At 69.3% G+C, this 14,009-nt stretch carries 20 protein-coding genes and 1 pseudogene; 9 read left to right on the top strand and 12 right to left on the bottom strand.

Annotated elements, in window-relative coordinates; all coding sequences use genetic code 11:
- Position 1: 1 nt before the first annotated feature.
- Genes V9G19_RS09195 through V9G19_RS09205 form a run of 3 tightly spaced genes read right to left on the bottom strand, consistent with a single transcriptional unit; the run spans position 2 to position 1,688 of the window.
- Positions 2–415: a response regulator transcription factor gene (locus V9G19_RS09195; RefSeq protein ID WP_462285185.1), complete on the bottom strand. Its 414-nt coding sequence runs from the start codon at positions 413–415 to the stop codon at positions 2–4.
- The gene (locus V9G19_RS09200) at positions 409–1,377 is read right to left on the bottom strand and encodes a sensor histidine kinase (RefSeq protein ID WP_462285186.1); all 969 of its coding nucleotides are present in this window, start codon (positions 1,375–1,377) and stop codon (positions 409–411) included. Before V9G19_RS09200 ends, V9G19_RS09195 begins: the two co-directional genes overlap by 7 nt.
- Positions 1,374–1,688 (bottom strand): hypothetical protein, encoded by a 315-nt coding sequence (locus V9G19_RS09205; protein WP_462285187.1) that lies wholly within the window; start codon positions 1,686–1,688, stop codon positions 1,374–1,376. Before V9G19_RS09205 ends, V9G19_RS09200 begins: the two co-directional genes overlap by 4 nt.
- On the opposite strand from V9G19_RS09205, the gene V9G19_RS09210 reads away from it, so the two are divergent.
- Positions 1,654–2,145 (top strand): hypothetical protein, encoded by a 492-nt coding sequence (locus V9G19_RS09210; RefSeq protein ID WP_462285188.1) that lies wholly within the window; start codon positions 1,654–1,656, stop codon positions 2,143–2,145. The genes V9G19_RS09205 and V9G19_RS09210 overlap by 35 nt on opposite strands.
- 150 nt (positions 2,146–2,295) lie before the next feature.
- Positions 2,296–2,973, top strand: coding sequence for a helix-turn-helix domain-containing protein (locus V9G19_RS09215; RefSeq protein WP_462285189.1), 678 nt, complete (start codon positions 2,296–2,298; stop codon positions 2,971–2,973).
- Positions 2,974–3,176: 203 nt separating this feature from the next.
- Here the strand turns inward: V9G19_RS09215 and V9G19_RS09220 are convergent, their stop codons facing one another.
- Together V9G19_RS09220 and V9G19_RS09225 are read right to left on the bottom strand one after the other, a co-directional pair.
- On the bottom strand, positions 3,177–3,554 hold the full coding sequence (locus V9G19_RS09220) for a RidA family protein (protein WP_462285190.1): 378 nt from the start codon (positions 3,552–3,554) through the stop codon (positions 3,177–3,179).
- Positions 3,551–4,123 carry a CGNR zinc finger domain-containing protein gene (locus tag V9G19_RS09225; protein WP_462285191.1) on the bottom strand — a complete coding sequence of 191 codons (573 nt, stop codon included), beginning with the start codon at positions 4,121–4,123 and terminating at the stop codon, positions 3,551–3,553. The genes V9G19_RS09220 and V9G19_RS09225 overlap by 4 nt, the downstream gene beginning before the upstream one ends.
- A 64-nt stretch (positions 4,124–4,187) precedes the next feature.
- Here V9G19_RS09225 and V9G19_RS09230 point away from each other — a divergent pair, with 64 nt between their 5' ends.
- From V9G19_RS09230 to V9G19_RS09240, 3 genes are all read left to right on the top strand, one after another.
- Positions 4,188–4,439, top strand: a complete 252-nt coding sequence (locus tag V9G19_RS09230; protein ID WP_462285192.1) for a YdeI/OmpD-associated family protein — start codon at positions 4,188–4,190, stop codon at positions 4,437–4,439.
- A 105-nt stretch (positions 4,440–4,544) separates the two neighbouring features.
- Positions 4,545–4,850 (top strand): VOC family protein, encoded by a 306-nt coding sequence (locus tag V9G19_RS09235; protein WP_462285193.1) that lies wholly within the window; start codon positions 4,545–4,547, stop codon positions 4,848–4,850.
- Complete coding sequence (locus V9G19_RS09240; RefSeq protein WP_462285442.1) at positions 4,851–5,318, top strand: group II truncated hemoglobin; 468 nt, start codon at positions 4,851–4,853, stop codon at positions 5,316–5,318.
- 4 nt (positions 5,319–5,322) lie between these two features.
- Here the strand turns inward: V9G19_RS09240 and ric are convergent, their stop codons facing one another.
- Positions 5,323–6,027 carry an iron-sulfur cluster repair di-iron protein gene (gene ric / locus V9G19_RS09245; RefSeq protein WP_462285194.1) on the bottom strand — a complete coding sequence of 235 codons (705 nt, stop codon included), beginning with the start codon at positions 6,025–6,027 and terminating at the stop codon, positions 5,323–5,325.
- Between the two features lie 61 nt (positions 6,028–6,088).
- Between ric and V9G19_RS09250 the strand changes: the two genes are divergently transcribed.
- Positions 6,089–7,045 carry an MFS transporter gene (locus V9G19_RS09250; RefSeq protein WP_462285195.1) on the top strand — a complete coding sequence of 319 codons (957 nt, stop codon included), beginning with the start codon at positions 6,089–6,091 and terminating at the stop codon, positions 7,043–7,045.
- Between the two features lie 214 nt (positions 7,046–7,259).
- On the opposite strand, the pseudogene V9G19_RS09255 reads toward V9G19_RS09250, so the two are convergent.
- Positions 7,260–7,871 (bottom strand): annotated as a pseudogene (locus tag V9G19_RS09255) (NAD-dependent epimerase/dehydratase family protein); the annotation flags it as partial.
- A 101-nt stretch (positions 7,872–7,972) separates the two neighbouring features.
- Here V9G19_RS09255 and V9G19_RS09260 point away from each other — a divergent pair.
- Positions 7,973–8,668 carry a TetR/AcrR family transcriptional regulator gene (locus V9G19_RS09260; RefSeq protein WP_462285196.1) on the top strand — a complete coding sequence of 232 codons (696 nt, stop codon included), beginning with the start codon at positions 7,973–7,975 and terminating at the stop codon, positions 8,666–8,668.
- Here V9G19_RS09260 and V9G19_RS09265 read toward each other — a convergent pair.
- Together V9G19_RS09265 and V9G19_RS09270 are read right to left on the bottom strand one after the other, a co-directional pair.
- Complete coding sequence (locus V9G19_RS09265; protein WP_462285197.1) at positions 8,633–9,187, bottom strand: SRPBCC domain-containing protein; 555 nt, start codon at positions 9,185–9,187, stop codon at positions 8,633–8,635. The genes V9G19_RS09260 and V9G19_RS09265 overlap by 36 nt on opposite strands.
- The gene (locus V9G19_RS09270; protein WP_462285198.1) at positions 9,184–9,513 is read right to left on the bottom strand and encodes a metalloregulator ArsR/SmtB family transcription factor; all 330 of its coding nucleotides are present in this window, start codon (positions 9,511–9,513) and stop codon (positions 9,184–9,186) included. The genes V9G19_RS09265 and V9G19_RS09270 overlap by 4 nt, the downstream gene beginning before the upstream one ends.
- Before the next feature lie 79 nt (positions 9,514–9,592).
- On the opposite strand from V9G19_RS09270, the gene V9G19_RS09275 reads away from it, so the two are divergent.
- Both V9G19_RS09275 and V9G19_RS09280 read left to right on the top strand, forming a co-directional pair.
- A complete protein-coding gene (locus V9G19_RS09275; RefSeq protein WP_462285199.1) occupies positions 9,593–9,952 on the top strand; it encodes a hypothetical protein in 360 nt (119 codons plus the stop codon).
- Positions 9,953–9,992: 40 nt separating this feature from the next.
- Positions 9,993–10,670: a CoA transferase gene (locus V9G19_RS09280; RefSeq protein ID WP_462285200.1), complete on the top strand. Its 678-nt coding sequence runs from the start codon at positions 9,993–9,995 to the stop codon at positions 10,668–10,670.
- Here V9G19_RS09280 and V9G19_RS09285 read toward each other — a convergent pair.
- The 3 genes from V9G19_RS09285 to V9G19_RS09295 form a co-directional block, all read right to left on the bottom strand.
- On the bottom strand, positions 10,667–11,446 hold the full coding sequence (locus V9G19_RS09285) for an IclR family transcriptional regulator (protein WP_462285201.1): 780 nt from the start codon (positions 11,444–11,446) through the stop codon (positions 10,667–10,669). The genes V9G19_RS09280 and V9G19_RS09285 overlap by 4 nt on opposite strands.
- A gap of 133 nt (positions 11,447–11,579) precedes the next feature.
- Positions 11,580–13,376, bottom strand: coding sequence for an FAD-dependent monooxygenase (locus V9G19_RS09290; protein ID WP_462285202.1), 1,797 nt, complete (start codon positions 13,374–13,376; stop codon positions 11,580–11,582).
- A gap of 120 nt (positions 13,377–13,496) precedes the next feature.
- Positions 13,497–13,991, bottom strand: a complete 495-nt coding sequence (locus tag V9G19_RS09295) for a nuclear transport factor 2 family protein (RefSeq protein WP_462285203.1) — start codon at positions 13,989–13,991, stop codon at positions 13,497–13,499.
- Positions 13,992–14,009: the final 18 nt, after the last annotated feature.

Here is a 14,009-nt window from a genome sequence, read left to right on the forward strand (position 1 = left end):
CTCACGGCGCCTGCAGCCCGGACTGAATCGCAAAGACGACCAGCTGGGCCCGGTCGCGGGCGGCCAGCTTGACCATCGCTCGCGAGACGTGGGTGCGCACCGTCTCCGGGCTGAGCACCAGCTCGGTGGCGATCTCCTGATTGGACCGGCCGGAGGCAACCCAGGCGAGGATCTCCCGCTCCCGGTCGGTCAAATCGGTCAGCTGGGGATGCGGGGCTGGCGGCGGCGTCCCGGCGTGGGCAAAATGCGCGATGACGCGTGTCGTCACCGACGGCGCCAGCAAGGACCCGCCCCCGGCCACGATCCGGATCGCCCCGATGATGTCGGTGGGCTCGGCATCTTTCAGTAGGAAGCCGCTGGCGCCGAGCCGGAGCGCCTCGAAGATGTACTCGTCCAGCTCGAAGGTGGTCAGCATGACGACGCGCACGTCGCCCAGCGCCGGGTCGGCTGCGACCTGTGCTTGAGCGCATTCGTCAGCGCCTCCTGGACGACGAGATAGGCCGCGGCCTGAACCGGGCCGGGAATGTGGGTGAAGCGCCTGGTTGCCAGGTCGTCGTCGATGGTCAGCTCCACCCGCGGCCCGGCGTCGCGAACCCGGCCGACCAGCGTCGGCAGATCGGCCAGCGCATGGCCGGGCGAGCGGCGTCCCTGCACCTCGTCGCCGGTCATGGCCGAGAGGTTGATCCGGAGGGTGTCGAGGGCCTCGCGGCTGGTCTCGCGGATCGCCTCGAGGGAACGACGGGCACCCGCTGGGTCGCGGTCGAGCACGTGCAGGGCGACTCCGGCCTGCATCGCGATCAACGCCAGCCCGTGACCGACCCCGTCGTGCAGGTCGCGCGCCATCCGCAGCTGCTCCTCGGTGGCCGCCCGCTGGGCCCGCTCGCGGCGGATCGCGGCCCGATCGCGGATCCACAGCCCCGCCGCCGCGCCCAGCGCCATCAAGGCAAGGTTGACGACCGACTGCGTGGCGGTCACCCACCCGGAGTCTGTCCTGGTTGTGGCCCACCGAGTCACCAACCCGGCGATCACCAGCGGATAGGTCGCGGCAATCGTCCTCCCCAGGGCGCGCGGTGGACCAGCAAGCGCGGCAACGAAAGCCGTCGCCCCCAAGGTGGTGAAGATCGGTCCTTCCGCGTAGCCGAGCGCGAAGTAGCCCCCCACCGAGACGGCGTTGAGGGTGATCGCGACCAGCGGGCGCACCTGGGCCAGCGGCAGGCAGGCGGCGGCAACCGCCCCGAGGAGGCCGGCGACGGCTCGGGCCGACCCAGCATCCGGCTGGGACCCCGCCGATCCGGCGGCGACGAACACGATGGGGAGCAGCCAGGCCAGGCTCCACAGCCGCGATGCGGGCAGGGCGAACGCCGGCGACGACCTCACCCCTTGAGGCTATTCCCGTCGGACCGGACGGCATACGAGTCGGGGCGGCCGCGGCATACGTGAAATCGCGTATGCGGCAGCCGCTCGCCCGGGGACGACCGCGACGGGCCCGCGCCCCGAGGCTGATGGCCATGGACGACACCATCGTGGACATCGCCAAGCTGACCAAGCGGTATGCCGAGCGGCTCGCCGTCGACCGCGTGACCATGACCGTGCACCGCGGGGAGGTCTACGGCTTCCTCGGCCAACGGGGCCGGGAAGACGACGACCCTGCGGATGCTGCTCGGGCTGGTCCGGCCGACCAGCGGCACCGTTCGCGTTCTCGAGGGGCCCGCCGGGCGTCCCGAGACGATGCATCGCATCGGCGCCCTCATCGAGGGGCCGGGCTTCTACCCGTTCCTGTCCGGCCGCGACAACCTGCGCGTGATGGCGCGCTATCGCGGGCTGCCCGAGAGCGACGGGTATCTCCTTGGCACCGTGACCCGCTCGCCGGCACTCTCCGTCGGATTCGGTCTGTTGTGGGCGCTGGTTGTCGAGAACCTGCTGCGCGGGGTCGCCGGTCTATTGGGCGCCGTGGAGACCTTCACCCATCTCCTCCCGGGAACCGCGGCGGGCTCGTTGGTCGGTGCCTTCGGCGAGCAAGGCGGTGACGGCACGCCGGGAGTGCTCACGGTGCTGTCCGGCACCCGGGCCGCGTGGACCTTGTCGGCGTATGCCGTGCTGCTGCCGGTCCTCGCGGTCCTCGTGATCCGGCGCCGGGACGAATAGCGCAGAAATGGTCAGGTGAGCCGCAGCGACGCCATGACGTCGCTGCGGCTCACGTGACGCAGCTCGGATGGGTGTGAGCGGATCCGGGCGTCGGTGAGGTAGGGGGTGACCCAATCCCGGCTGAGGGCCGGCGTCAGGTGCTCCCCGGCGATGAGCGACGTGGCGGTGGGGGTGCTCCTGCGAGACTGGCGGGCCCGGCGCCGGTTGACGCAGGAACAACTCGCGGCCCTGGCGCAGGTCAGCCTGCGGCACTTCAGTTGCGTCGAGACGGGGCGATCTCGGCCCACCGCGGGTCTCGTCGACCGGCTTGCCGAGCACCTCGATGTCCCACTGCGGGAACGCAATCACTTGCTGCTCGCGTCGGGATTCGCGCCCCGGTATGGCGCCAGGTCGATCGATGACGTCGCGGTCGCCCCGGTGCTCGAGGGGCTCCGCACGGTGCTCGCGGCGCTGCTGCCGAATCCGGCGCTCCTGCTGGACGACTGCTGGAATGTCGTCGATGCCAACGACGCCGCCTGGGCCCTCGGCACCGGATGTGCCCCGGAGCTGCTGGAGCCGCCGATCAACATCATCCGGCTCAGCGTGCATCCTGCAGGTCTGGCGCCGCGGGTGCGCAACCTCGCCGAGTGGGCGAGCCACTTGCACCAGCGGGTGTCCGCGCGGGCCGAACGCACCGGCGATCCCGCCCTGCGGGATCTCGCCGACGAGATCCGTGGCCATGTCGATTTCCGCGGAGTCGCCCTGCTGAGCGACAACCCGGTCCTCGCCTTGGAACTCGTGGAGGACGGGCAGGTCCTGCGCGTCTTCGGCATGGTCGCGCAGCGGTGACGCCCCGAGACGTCACTCTCGCGGAGCTGCACCTGGAGACCTTCCTGCCTGCCGACCAACTGACCGGGCAGTGGCTGCGATCCGCGCGAGGCCACGTCCGCGCTTATGACGTTAACCGCCGCGTGTGTCGCTAGCCACTGAGGGGCTGTCCGGCAACAGGTGAGGTATACGGCACCTTCTGCGGGACGGCCCGCCCGTCGAGGTTAGTCCAATCCCGCGAGGGCGTCGATCTCCACAACGGCACCCGGGCGCGCCAGCCCGGCAACGACGGAGACGACGACGGCCGTTCGCTGTCGGCCCCAGACGCGCAGCGCCGCCTGACTCAGTTCCGCCAGCGGTGAACCAGCGACGATCTGGATGCCCAGGCGCGCGACATGCGACTGGTTGGCGCCGACGTCGGCAAGCACGGCGAGGACGTTGCGCATGGCCTGCTCCGCCTGCGCGGCCGGATCCTCCAGGAGGTCACCGTCGGCCGTGACGCCGTTCTGTCCGCCGATGACCAGCAGCGGCCCGCGCACGATCGTGGCCTGGTCGTAGAACTCGGACTGGTGCAGCGTCTTCGGGTTGATGTGCTCGATCATGCGGGTCGTCCTTCGGCGTGGGTGTTGCGGTGAGTGCGCGCCTTGGCGCGGTTGCCGCAGCGGGCCATCGAGCACCAGGTGCGGGTCCCCGCGCGGGAGGTGTCGAGGAACACGAGCGGGCAGTCGTGCGCGGCGCAGACCTTGAGCCGCTCCGGGTGAGCGGCGAGATGTCGAACCGCGTCCCGGGCGATAGTGGCGAGAGCCTGAGCCACGGTCGCCGGGGGCGCGGCGATGGCAGGCAGAATGGGCGGGATATCCGGGCGTGCCGCTTCCTGGGCAAGCGCGTGATAATGCTCCGGCGCAACGGATTCGGCGCGTGATAGTGCCATGACTATGTGGCTCAGGGTGAGCCGCAGCTTCCTGGCGCGGCGCAGGTCGATGCTGGCCGCTGGGCGCACCGGGGCGTCGAGATGGGCAGCAACCCACTCGTCCAGGTCAGCAGGGGTGTGCCACTGCTCCCACCAGGGATCGTCGGTCTCGAGGTCGCCGGTATAGACGACGTCAAGGAACAGCGCGGCGGGGTCAAAGAACCACGTCCGGCCGTCCTTGGTCGTCACCTGCTGGCCCATCGCTCACCTCCTCATAACCATATTAACCGGTTATTCTGGTTGAGTGGCTCGCCAACGACATCCCATGCCCGAGGACGTCCAGAGCGTCCTGCGCGAGAGCGGCCTCCAGGACGCGTATGACGAACGTCCGCGCTACCAGCGCAACGACTATCTCGTCTGGATCGGCCAGGCAAAGACGCAGGAGACGCGGCTGAAGCGGCTCGACCAAATGCTCGCCGAACTGAGGCAGGGAGGGGTCTACATGGGGATGGACCACCCGCCGTCACGTCACTGGCATAGCGGCCGTGAGACCTCAAGGTCCTCTTCCTCGCCATGATCGTGGCCGCAGTCGTCGGGCTGAAGCTCGTTCACTGACGCCCGGACTGGTTCAACCGCGGTTGCTGTTCACCCCAGGATCGGTGAGACCTGGAAGGAGCGGCAGATGGCCGATCACGACATCCGCATGATCATCATGTCGACCGACGACCTCGACGCCTCGATCGCGTTCTACACCGGCGCCCTCGGGTTTCCGCTGAAGTTCCGCGACGGCGACCACTCGGCTGTTAACTTTGTGGTTGGTCGCTGGCCCGCGGGAGGACAGGCAGTCGGGGCCTGCTGGTCATCAGTCTCGCGCCCGTCGATCGGCGACCATCTCGAGGGCTTCCGTCGCGCGCCGGAGTTTGCGCATTTCCTCTCGCTGGTCGCTCCCTTCATCGATCAGATCGAGGAGATGCAGCATTACGAGTAACTGGAAGCATATTCCGCGCCAACACTCTTCGAATGGCTAGGCGGGATCGAGCCGCTCCGCCGTTGGATCCGGCGCTTCTATGACCAGGTCCACGAGGACGCTGAGCTGGCACCCGTCTTCGCGGCGGCGCCGCCCGACCACGCCGAACACGTCGCTGACTGGTTGGCTGAGGTTCTCGGCGGCCCCACGGCATACTCAGAACATCGCGGCGGGCACCTCGGGATGATTCGCCGCCATCGCGGCCGACGGCTCACCGAGGCGCAGCGGCGCCGTTGGCTGACGCTAGTGCTCGACACGACGGACGAGGTTGGGCTGCCGTCCGACCCCGAGTTCCGCGCGTCTTTTGTCTCCTACTTGGAGTGGGGCACCCGGCTCGCCGTCGTCTTCTCCGCGAGCGAGCAGGCTCCCGATGTCCCCGAGCCGGTCCCCACGTGGGACTGGGTCCGGCCCCCGTGGACGGGATCGTGACCGCTCACCCGACGATGCGGCGCTCCATCTCCAGGACCCGCGGGAAGAGGACGTTGTTCTCCTTGTGGATGTGCTCGTGCAGGTCGAGTTCCATCTCCTCCAGGCCGGCGAGCATCGCCCGGTAGGAGTTGCACGCGTCGTCGGGAACGGCATACCCAGTTGTCAGAGAACGGATTTCCTTGAACAGCTCGCCGACGACATCGTGCTCGGCCATCATCTGGCCGATCGGGTTGGCGAGCGAACCGAAGGGGAAGGCAACCGGCGCGTGTGCCTTCTCCAGCCGGCTGATCGCCGGGAAGAGCACGCGCTCCTCCTTGGTCAGGTGCGGCTCGAGGTCGGCGACCGCCTCGGTGTATGCCGCTTGCACGCGCCCGAGTTCGGGGTGCCGCTCGCCGTGGACACCGTGCACCTTGTCGACAAGCGCCTGCAGCCGCGGCATCTCCTCCCACAGGTAGGCGTGGTGGGTGTCCACGATGTCGTGCGCCAGCGCGGCGTTCTCGAGGTGCTGCCACGGCGGCGCCGGGGCAGGATCGGGGATGTCGAGGGCGCCCGCGACCTCGTCGACGGCGAGTCCTGCGGCACCCGCGGCTTCGGCGAGGGAGCGCTGGCCGTTGCAGCAGTAGTCGAGGCCGAACCGCTCCAGGACGCGCGTGCGGCGGGGGTCTTCGGTGACCAGATCGCCCAGGGTCGTGTTGGGGTGGACAGGCATGCCTCCACGATACGACCGCGGCGTAGCCGGGGGCGGGACTCGGTCCTCTAGATTCGGCCATATGCGCCTCTCTCGCCGGCTGTGGGTGACGATCGTCCTGGTCGGCCTCGTCGGTCAGCTCGCCTGGACGGTCGAGAACATGTATCTCAACGTCTTCATCTTCGAGACGATCACCGACAACCCCGCGGTCATCGCGACCGTCGTCGCCGCCAGCGCGGTCACCGCCGCAGTCACTACCGTGCTCAATGGGCCGCTCTCCGATCGGGTGGGCACGCGCCGGCCGTTCATCTCCGGCGGCTATCTGGCGTGGGGGTTGGCCACGGCAGCCTTCGGCCTGATCGCGACCGGCGGGCCCCTCGGGCTGTCGGCCGGTGCAGCGATCGTCGCCGTGATCCTGCTCGATTGCGTCATGACCTTCTTCGGCTCGACCGCCAACGACGCCGCCTATCAGGCGTGGGTCACCGACGTCACCACGCCCGCGGTCCGTGGGCGCGTGGACGCGGTCGTGCAGTCGCTGCCGTTGGTCGCGATGCTCCTGGTGTTCGTCGCCCTGGACCCGCTGACCAAGGCCGGGCACTGGCTGGGCTTCTTCGGTGTCGTCGGGGCAGTCGTCACGCTCGTCGGCGTCGCGGCGCACTTCCTGGTGCGCGATGTCGTGGCTCCCACGAGCGCCGGGGAGTCCTATGTCGCGAGCGTGCTGCACGGCATACGGCCGAATGCGGTGCGCACCAACCCACTGCTCTATCTCACGCTCTCGTGCTGGGCGTTGTGGGGGATCTCGACTCAGGTGTTCATGCCCTTCCTGCTGATCTATCTCGACCACCGTGCGGATGCGTTCGGGACGCCCGGCCACGGGCGCTCTTCCCTCAGGCTGCGGCACCGATGTCCGGGCGAGCCGCCCGCTGACGTGGCTCGACTGACCAACGGATCGTCGCGGCAAGGGCGTCTTCCCAGTTGGTCGATGTCAGCCCAAAAGTTGACTGCGCGAGTGCGGAATCCAGCACAAAAGGACCCTTGAACTGATGCTTGGTCTCATCGAGACCGCGCACCAGCGGGCTCACCCGGGCCGCGAGCAGCAGGGCCGCCGGCAGGCGCTTGACCACGGGCGCGGGCTGGCCGGTGATCACGGCAACGTCGGCAGCCACCTGCGCCATCGAGCGCGGCTGCGCCGTGGGCACGTGCCACGCCTGGCCCCAGGCGCGCTCGTCGGTCGAGAGCACGGCCGCCAGCTCGCCGATATCGGGCAGGTAGGTCCACGAGTGCGGCGCGTGCGGGTCGCCCATGGGGATCCGCGCGATCCGCTTGCCGGCCAAGGCCGGGCCGACCACGTACGTCTGCAGATAGCTGATGCCCGTGCCGGCCTCGGGCCCGAAGTAGTCGGACGCGCGCAGCTCGGTGGCTCGAATCCGGCCGGCAGAGTGCGCGGCGAGCGCGTCGCGCCACATCCGGGCGCGCATCTCCCCCTTGATTCCGTTTGGCCGCAACGGGGTCTCCTCGGTCATCGGCGCGCTGACCCGGCCATAGGCATAGAGATTGGACACGGTCACCAAGACCGCGCCGGTGCGCTCGGCAGCGGTGAGGATCGACGCGGCCAGCGGCGGCCAGTCGCGATCCCAGTGGACGTAGCTCGCCGGGTTGACCGCGTTGACGATCGCGTCGGCGTCGCGGGCGGCGGCCGTGAGCGCTGCCGCGTCGTACGCGTCGAGTGCGAGCACTGCCGTGCCGGGGATCGCGGGATCGGTGCCTCGCCGGCTGGCCAGCGTGACGCGGTGACCGCGGCGAACGAGAGCGATGGCGGTGGCCCGGCCGATTCCGCCGGCGCCGAGGACGAGGTGGTGGGACAAGGCGTTCTCCTTCGAAGAAACGAGAGCAGTGCTCTTGTATTGAATCAGAGAGTCAACCGAAAAACAAGAGCACTGCTCACATTTGGCTAGACTCGTCCGGCATGAGCCCAGAGACCGGTGTCCGTGCCGCCAATCGCGCCCGGATGGAGGAGCGGATTCTGCGGCTCGCCGGGCAGCATCTGGCCCGAGATGGCGCCGCCGCGCTCTCGCTGCGCGCGATTGCGCGCGATCTGGGTGTCGCCTCCTCGGCCGTCTATCGCTATGTCGACAGCCGCGATGAGCTGCTGACCCGGCTGATCGTGGCGGCATACGACTCCCTCGGCGACGCCGTCGATGCGGCACTGGCCGGCGTCGATGACCCCGCGCACCAATTCGGTACGATCGCGCGCACCCTACGCACGTGGGCGCTGGCCCACCCGGAGCAATACGCCTTGATCTATGGCTCGCCCGTGCCCGGGTATGCCGCGCCGTCCGATCGCACCAACCCGGCCGGCACCCGGATCACCACCCGGTTGCTGCAGGCGCTGGTCGCGCTGCCGGTGCGGGCGGCGCCGGCAGTCGCCCCCCTCGTCGGCACCGGCGGGATCGGTGCGCTGCTCGACGACGCGCGAGTGGAGGCTCTCGGGATCGGGGCCCTCGAACTCACTCTTGGCCTCGCGGCCTGGGACATGGTGCGGGGCGCGCTGACCTCCGAGGTGTTCGGGCAGTATGGCGCGGCCGCCTTCAGCGACCCCGCCGCGCACTTCGAGGTGATCGTCGCCCTAGCCGGCGCTCTCGTCGGCATCGACGCGGGCTGATGCCCACCTCTCGCCGGCGATCACGTGGGTGTATGCCGCATGCAGCGGCGTCCACTGCGACCAGTCCAGATCAGGGCCGGCGGGGGAGGACAGCAGCGGCACCAGACCCTTGTCGAGGTGGACCTGCCAGCCAGCGGCATACTCCGGAGCATCGTGAGCGGTGAGTTCATCATGGGTTAGCCGGAGCACGGCCTCCTCGCCGTCCGCGGCGACCTCGATCGTGACCAGCGTGGACAGACCGGCGTGGGTCGGGTGGTCCCAACGGAAGGCCCAGGCCGACTTCGGCTCCCAGCGAGTGACGCGCCATACGGGCTGGTCGTCGGGCCCGGCGTCCATGTGGATCGACGCGTCCGGCCCGGGGCGTCCCTCGCGCACCGGGAAGAGCCAGCGGGCGATGCGGTCGGGGTTGGTGACCGCATCCCACAGTTCGTCGGCGCTGGTGTCGAAGCGCCGCTCGAAGCTCAGGCGGATTTGGTCGTGGGTGCGGTCGATGGTGGCGTTGGGGGTGAGGGCAATCATTTCGGCTCCTTCATCTCGGTTCCTTTGTGGCCTCGGCGGATCTCGGTGTCCAGCGCGTCGAGCCGGCTCTCCCAGAAGCGGCGCACCTCGGCGGCCCACTCCTCGATCTCGGCCGTTGCCGACCGGTTGAGGGAGTAGATCTGCCGGGTGCCCTCGCGTCGGGAGGTCACCAGGTCGGCCTCGCGCAGCACGCGCAGATGGCGCGAGACCCCGGGGCGACTGATGGCGAAGCCGTCGGCGATCTCCCCGGCGGTGAGGTCGCCCGCGGCGAGGCGGGTGACGATCGACCGGCGAGTGGGATCGACAAGGGCTTCCCAGGTGGACACGGCCTATATGTAACATAGGTGATACGTAACCGTCAAGGTACCCATTGCGTTAAGCCCAGCGCACCGAGACCATGGGAGCGTGGTGGAGACCCGCAGTAACGATCTGATCTCCCTGTGGCAGGCCCTGGACCCCGTCGTGGGGAGCCATCGACCCGCTGCCTGGTCCGGCCCTCGGTGGTGGTGGGCCGGCGCACTCGATGTCGAGGGCCCGGCGCTGGGGTCCATGACGGCTCTCATCACTGCCTTGGGCGCGCTCGAGCGGGCACGAGGCGCAACCCGCGGGTACGCCGTCGATGCCGGTGCGGTCGCCGCCTCCTTCGCCTCCTTCGGCCACCTCCGCATCGACGGGCAGGCCCGGGCGGGGTTCGCGCCGAGTTCGGGCTTCTTCCCAGCGGCCGGCGGTTGGGTGGCGCACCCACGGCAACTACCCCCATCATGAGCGCGCGCTCCGTCGTGCGCTCGGGTGCCTAGGTGCCGATGTGCTGCGGCTCGACCCGCCCGCTCATCCGGAGTTGTGGGACCAGCACGTCGACACCGGATTTGCCAAGCGGTCGGTAATCGCCGACCTGGGCGATCCGGTCGAAAGGGTTGCTCTGGAGGAGCTTTTGGCGGATGCCGATGCCGTCGTGATCGGTTATCGCCCCGGCGCGTTGGCCCGATTCGGTTGGGACCCCAGTGGATTGCGCGCTCGCCATCCGCGGCTGGTCACCGTCGCCCTGGATGCGTGGGGTGACTCCGGGCCGTGGGGCGAGCGGCGCGGCTTCGACAGCATCGTCCAGGCAGCCGTTGGCATCGCCCAGCTGTATGGCATCGAGACCGAGGACGGCTGGCGACCGGGCGCCTTGCCCGTGCAGGCTCTCGACCACGCAACCGGAATGGGGGTCGCATCGGCGGTGGTGGCCTTGCTCGCCGCCCGCGCCGAGGGGCGCCTGGGAAGTGCGCACCTGTCCCTGGCCGGCACGGCGGCTCACCTGCTCGCTGCGCCGCCACCTCCGGCGGATGCGGCCGTCACCGCGCTGGATGTCCCGCTGCACACAACGCCCAGCCCGTATGGCGAGTTGACCTACGTCCCGCCGTCGCTCACGATCGACGGGGTCGCGCTGGACTACCGGGCTGGGCCCCAGCGCTATGGCGGAGCGGAACTCACGTGGTGCTAGCGAGGACGGGTGGGGATGCGCACACCGACGCCGGACAGCCGCGCCATGTCGCGAGAGACCCGGGCGGTCGCCTCGCGGACCAACTCGCCATAGGGAGCGGCCAGATCGTCGTTGAATCGGTAGGACGGCATCGAGATCGAGATGGCGGCGATCGGGTGTCCCGCACCGTTGACCACGGCCGCGCCGATGGCGGCGACATCGGATCTCCATCGTCCGGGGTTGACGGCATACCCACGCTCTCGGACTGTGACCAAGTCACCCAACAACTCCTCCCGATCGACCACCGAACGATCGGTGGTGGGGACCAGAACGTCCGGGAGCACCGCCTGCGCCTCGGCGTCGGAAAGACAGGAGAGGTAGGCCCAGCCGGAGGCGGTCAGATGCATCGGCACCCGGTCGCCGATATTGGCCACCGTCTGCACACTCCGGCTCGATGCCACCCGCTCGATCAGCACCATGGTGTCCTCGTCCGGGGCCGATAGATGGATGTTCTCGTCGGTTGCGGCGCCGATCTCTTCGAGGGCCGGCCGGGCGACCTCGCGCAGGTCGACCTGGCTGACGGTGGCGCCGACCGCGAGCGCCCGCGGCGTCAGCGACCACCGCGGGTCGCCCCGGCTTGAATCGGCGGCGATCCAGCCAGCCTCACCGAGAGTGCGGACGATGCGAGCGACCGTCGTCTTGGGCAAACCGACGGCACGGGACAACTCGCTCAACCGGATTGGTTGCATCCGGGAGATCGCTTCGAGGGTATCCAGCGAGCGAAGGACCGACTGCATGCCGCCGCGTACTGGCTCCCCATCGGGCACGCCGCTCACCTCCGAGTTCCCCGCGCGCTTATCCGGACGCGCTCGAAGGTACCGCATGGCTGGGCTCTGCGTGCCGGTCGGCGCGGAAGGCCCAGCCGGGTGCTCAGGCCGTGACCGGGGTCCGTATGCCGAGCACCGCGCCCAGCGCGTCGCGCAGCGCACCGGTCGGATCGGTCACGGCGCCGGCCGCGCGCCAGGCGACGTGCCGGTCGGGGCGCACAAGGATGGCCCCGGCGTCGCTGTGCTCCCGGGTCCTGATCCACTCGCCGAGCACGTCGTCGTTCTCCGCGCGCAGGCCGATCGTCACCACGGCCACCTCGACACCCAGGTCGCGGGATACCTCGGCGGCCGCCTCGCGCCACGCGGCATCGGCGACGCCGGTCAGCAAGGTGAAGCGCCCCTGGCCGACCAGGTCGAGCGTCGAGATCTTCTCGCTGCCGCGCTGGAGCCACACGTGGGGCAGATGGGCACCGGGATGGGTGGTCGGGTGGTAGTACAGCTCCGGGTCGCGGGTGTATGCCGGCCACGGCGTGCCGTCGTCGACGACCGCCGGCGATGCATACCGCTGCCCGAGTTCCACGCCGTGACAGTTGAGCTGCCAGTCGACCCCGCGGGCCGCCTCGAGCATCGTGGTGCGCCGGGCCTCACCTTCCGGGGTGGCGGCGAACAGGTCGTCGACATTGGCCATCGCCTGCTCGACGCTCTGCCCTGGAGCCAGTCCGAGGGCCTCCGCCAGGGGCGTGAGTTCGCCGATGCTCTTGATCGCGCGGTCGATGATCTGCCGGCCGACCGGCTTGCGCTCGTCGTGGTAGGTGTCGAGCAGCGACGGGTCGGCCTTGCCCTGCAGCACATAGGCCAGTTTCCACGCCAAGTTGTAGGTGTCCTGGATGGAGGTGTTGCTGCCCAGGCCATTTGCCGGAGGGTGCCGGTGGGCGGCGTCGCCGGCGAGGAAGACCCGGCCCAAGCGATACTCGGCGGCCACCTGCTGGCGGATCTTCCACTGGCCGATGTGCTTGATCTTGACCTGCACACTGTCGTCGTCGATCGAGCGGCGCACGATCTCGGCGACCGCCTCGTCCGAGGTGTCGGCGGGAAGGAACTCGTGCATGAGGTAGAGCGCCATCCACTCGTTGTGGGGGACCACCGCGGTCCACGGTGCCCACACGACGTTGGTGCCGGGCGGGGCCACCCAGAACAGGGCGCCCGGGCGGTGGGCGACGTACTTCGACAGGTCGGCCTCGAGCCAGACGGTGAAGGCGGCGCCGAGATCGGGGTTGCCTTCGTGCTCGAAGCCGAGCAACTCGGCAACGACACTGTTGGCTCCGTCGGCCCCGATCGCGTACTTGGCCTCGATGACGTATTCGCTGTCGTCGACACGGCTGCGCACGGTCGCGCGGACCTTGCCTTCCAGGTTCTCGATCGCGACGAGCTCGGAGTTGAACCGGACATCCGCGCCGAGTTCGCGGGCGGCCTGGAGGATCACCGGCTCGAGGACGTTTTGGGGGGCGTTGCACATTCGCGAGGGGCTTGCGGTCTCGTAGTCTCCCCGACGGTCCCACCCCTGTCCCCACGTCATGATCCGCGCCAGCTCGGTCCCGGAGAAGGTCGTCGACCAGATGTTGTGGCCCATCAGGTGATCGCCCATCGAGACCGCCTCGACGCGGTCCTCGATCCCCAAGTCGCGCAGGATCTCGACGGTGCGCTGGTTGGTGACGTGCGCCCGAGGCGTCGGCGCGGTCGAGGAGTATTTCCCGATCGTGATCGCCTCGACTCCGTACTTCGCGAGGAAAGCCGCGGCCGTCAGGCCCGCGGGCCCGGCCCCGACAACCAGGACATCGGTCCGGACCACGGCGGTCGTGCCCCCGGGTGCCGCCAGCGCTGCGTCGTCAACCTGTGTCATCACGTCTCCTATGGGTGGGTCTCGGCGGGCTGCCGCCAGATCAAGATGGATCTTGTGAACCGCTAGATAGTTCACTGAACTGCATCGTGGTCCAAAGGTAGTCAATCCGACCACCGATGGTCAAGGGCGTTCCTCACCCGGTTTGGCGAGAACGAACACCGGTGTCGAGGAGCGCTCCGCGATCCGCCACCCGTGCGCGGTACGGCGCAACCGGTCGTGGAACTCCCCGAGCGCTTGCGGTTGCGGGATCTCCACCGGCCCGCTCGCGTCGCCCTCGCCGCGGACGATCAGGACGTATGCCGTGGCCCGCGCGTGGTCGGCGGATTCGACCTCGACGTGGATCGTCGTCATGACATGCCGCTCGACGAGCTTGGGCGGTCGCGCCGAGATCGTCTCGAGAATCTGCTCGGTGCCGACCAGGTCCTCACCGTGCCGGTGCCAAACCCCATCGGGGGTGAAAAGAGCTGCGGCACGGTCGAACTCGCGATGGTCAAGGCGATGGGCGAACTCGACGACAACCCGGTGGCAGGCATCGGCGATGCCGGCCACGTCGAGGCTGGCATCCGGTGTGCCGTGGTTCGATATGCCCTCGCTCGGCAGCAGATCAGGTCCCATTGCGGGTCTCCTTCGGCG

Origin of the sequence: Nostocoides sp., from assembly GCF_037045025.1 — a bacterium.
GTDB lineage: Bacteria > Actinomycetota > Actinomycetes > Actinomycetales > Dermatophilaceae > Nostocoides_A.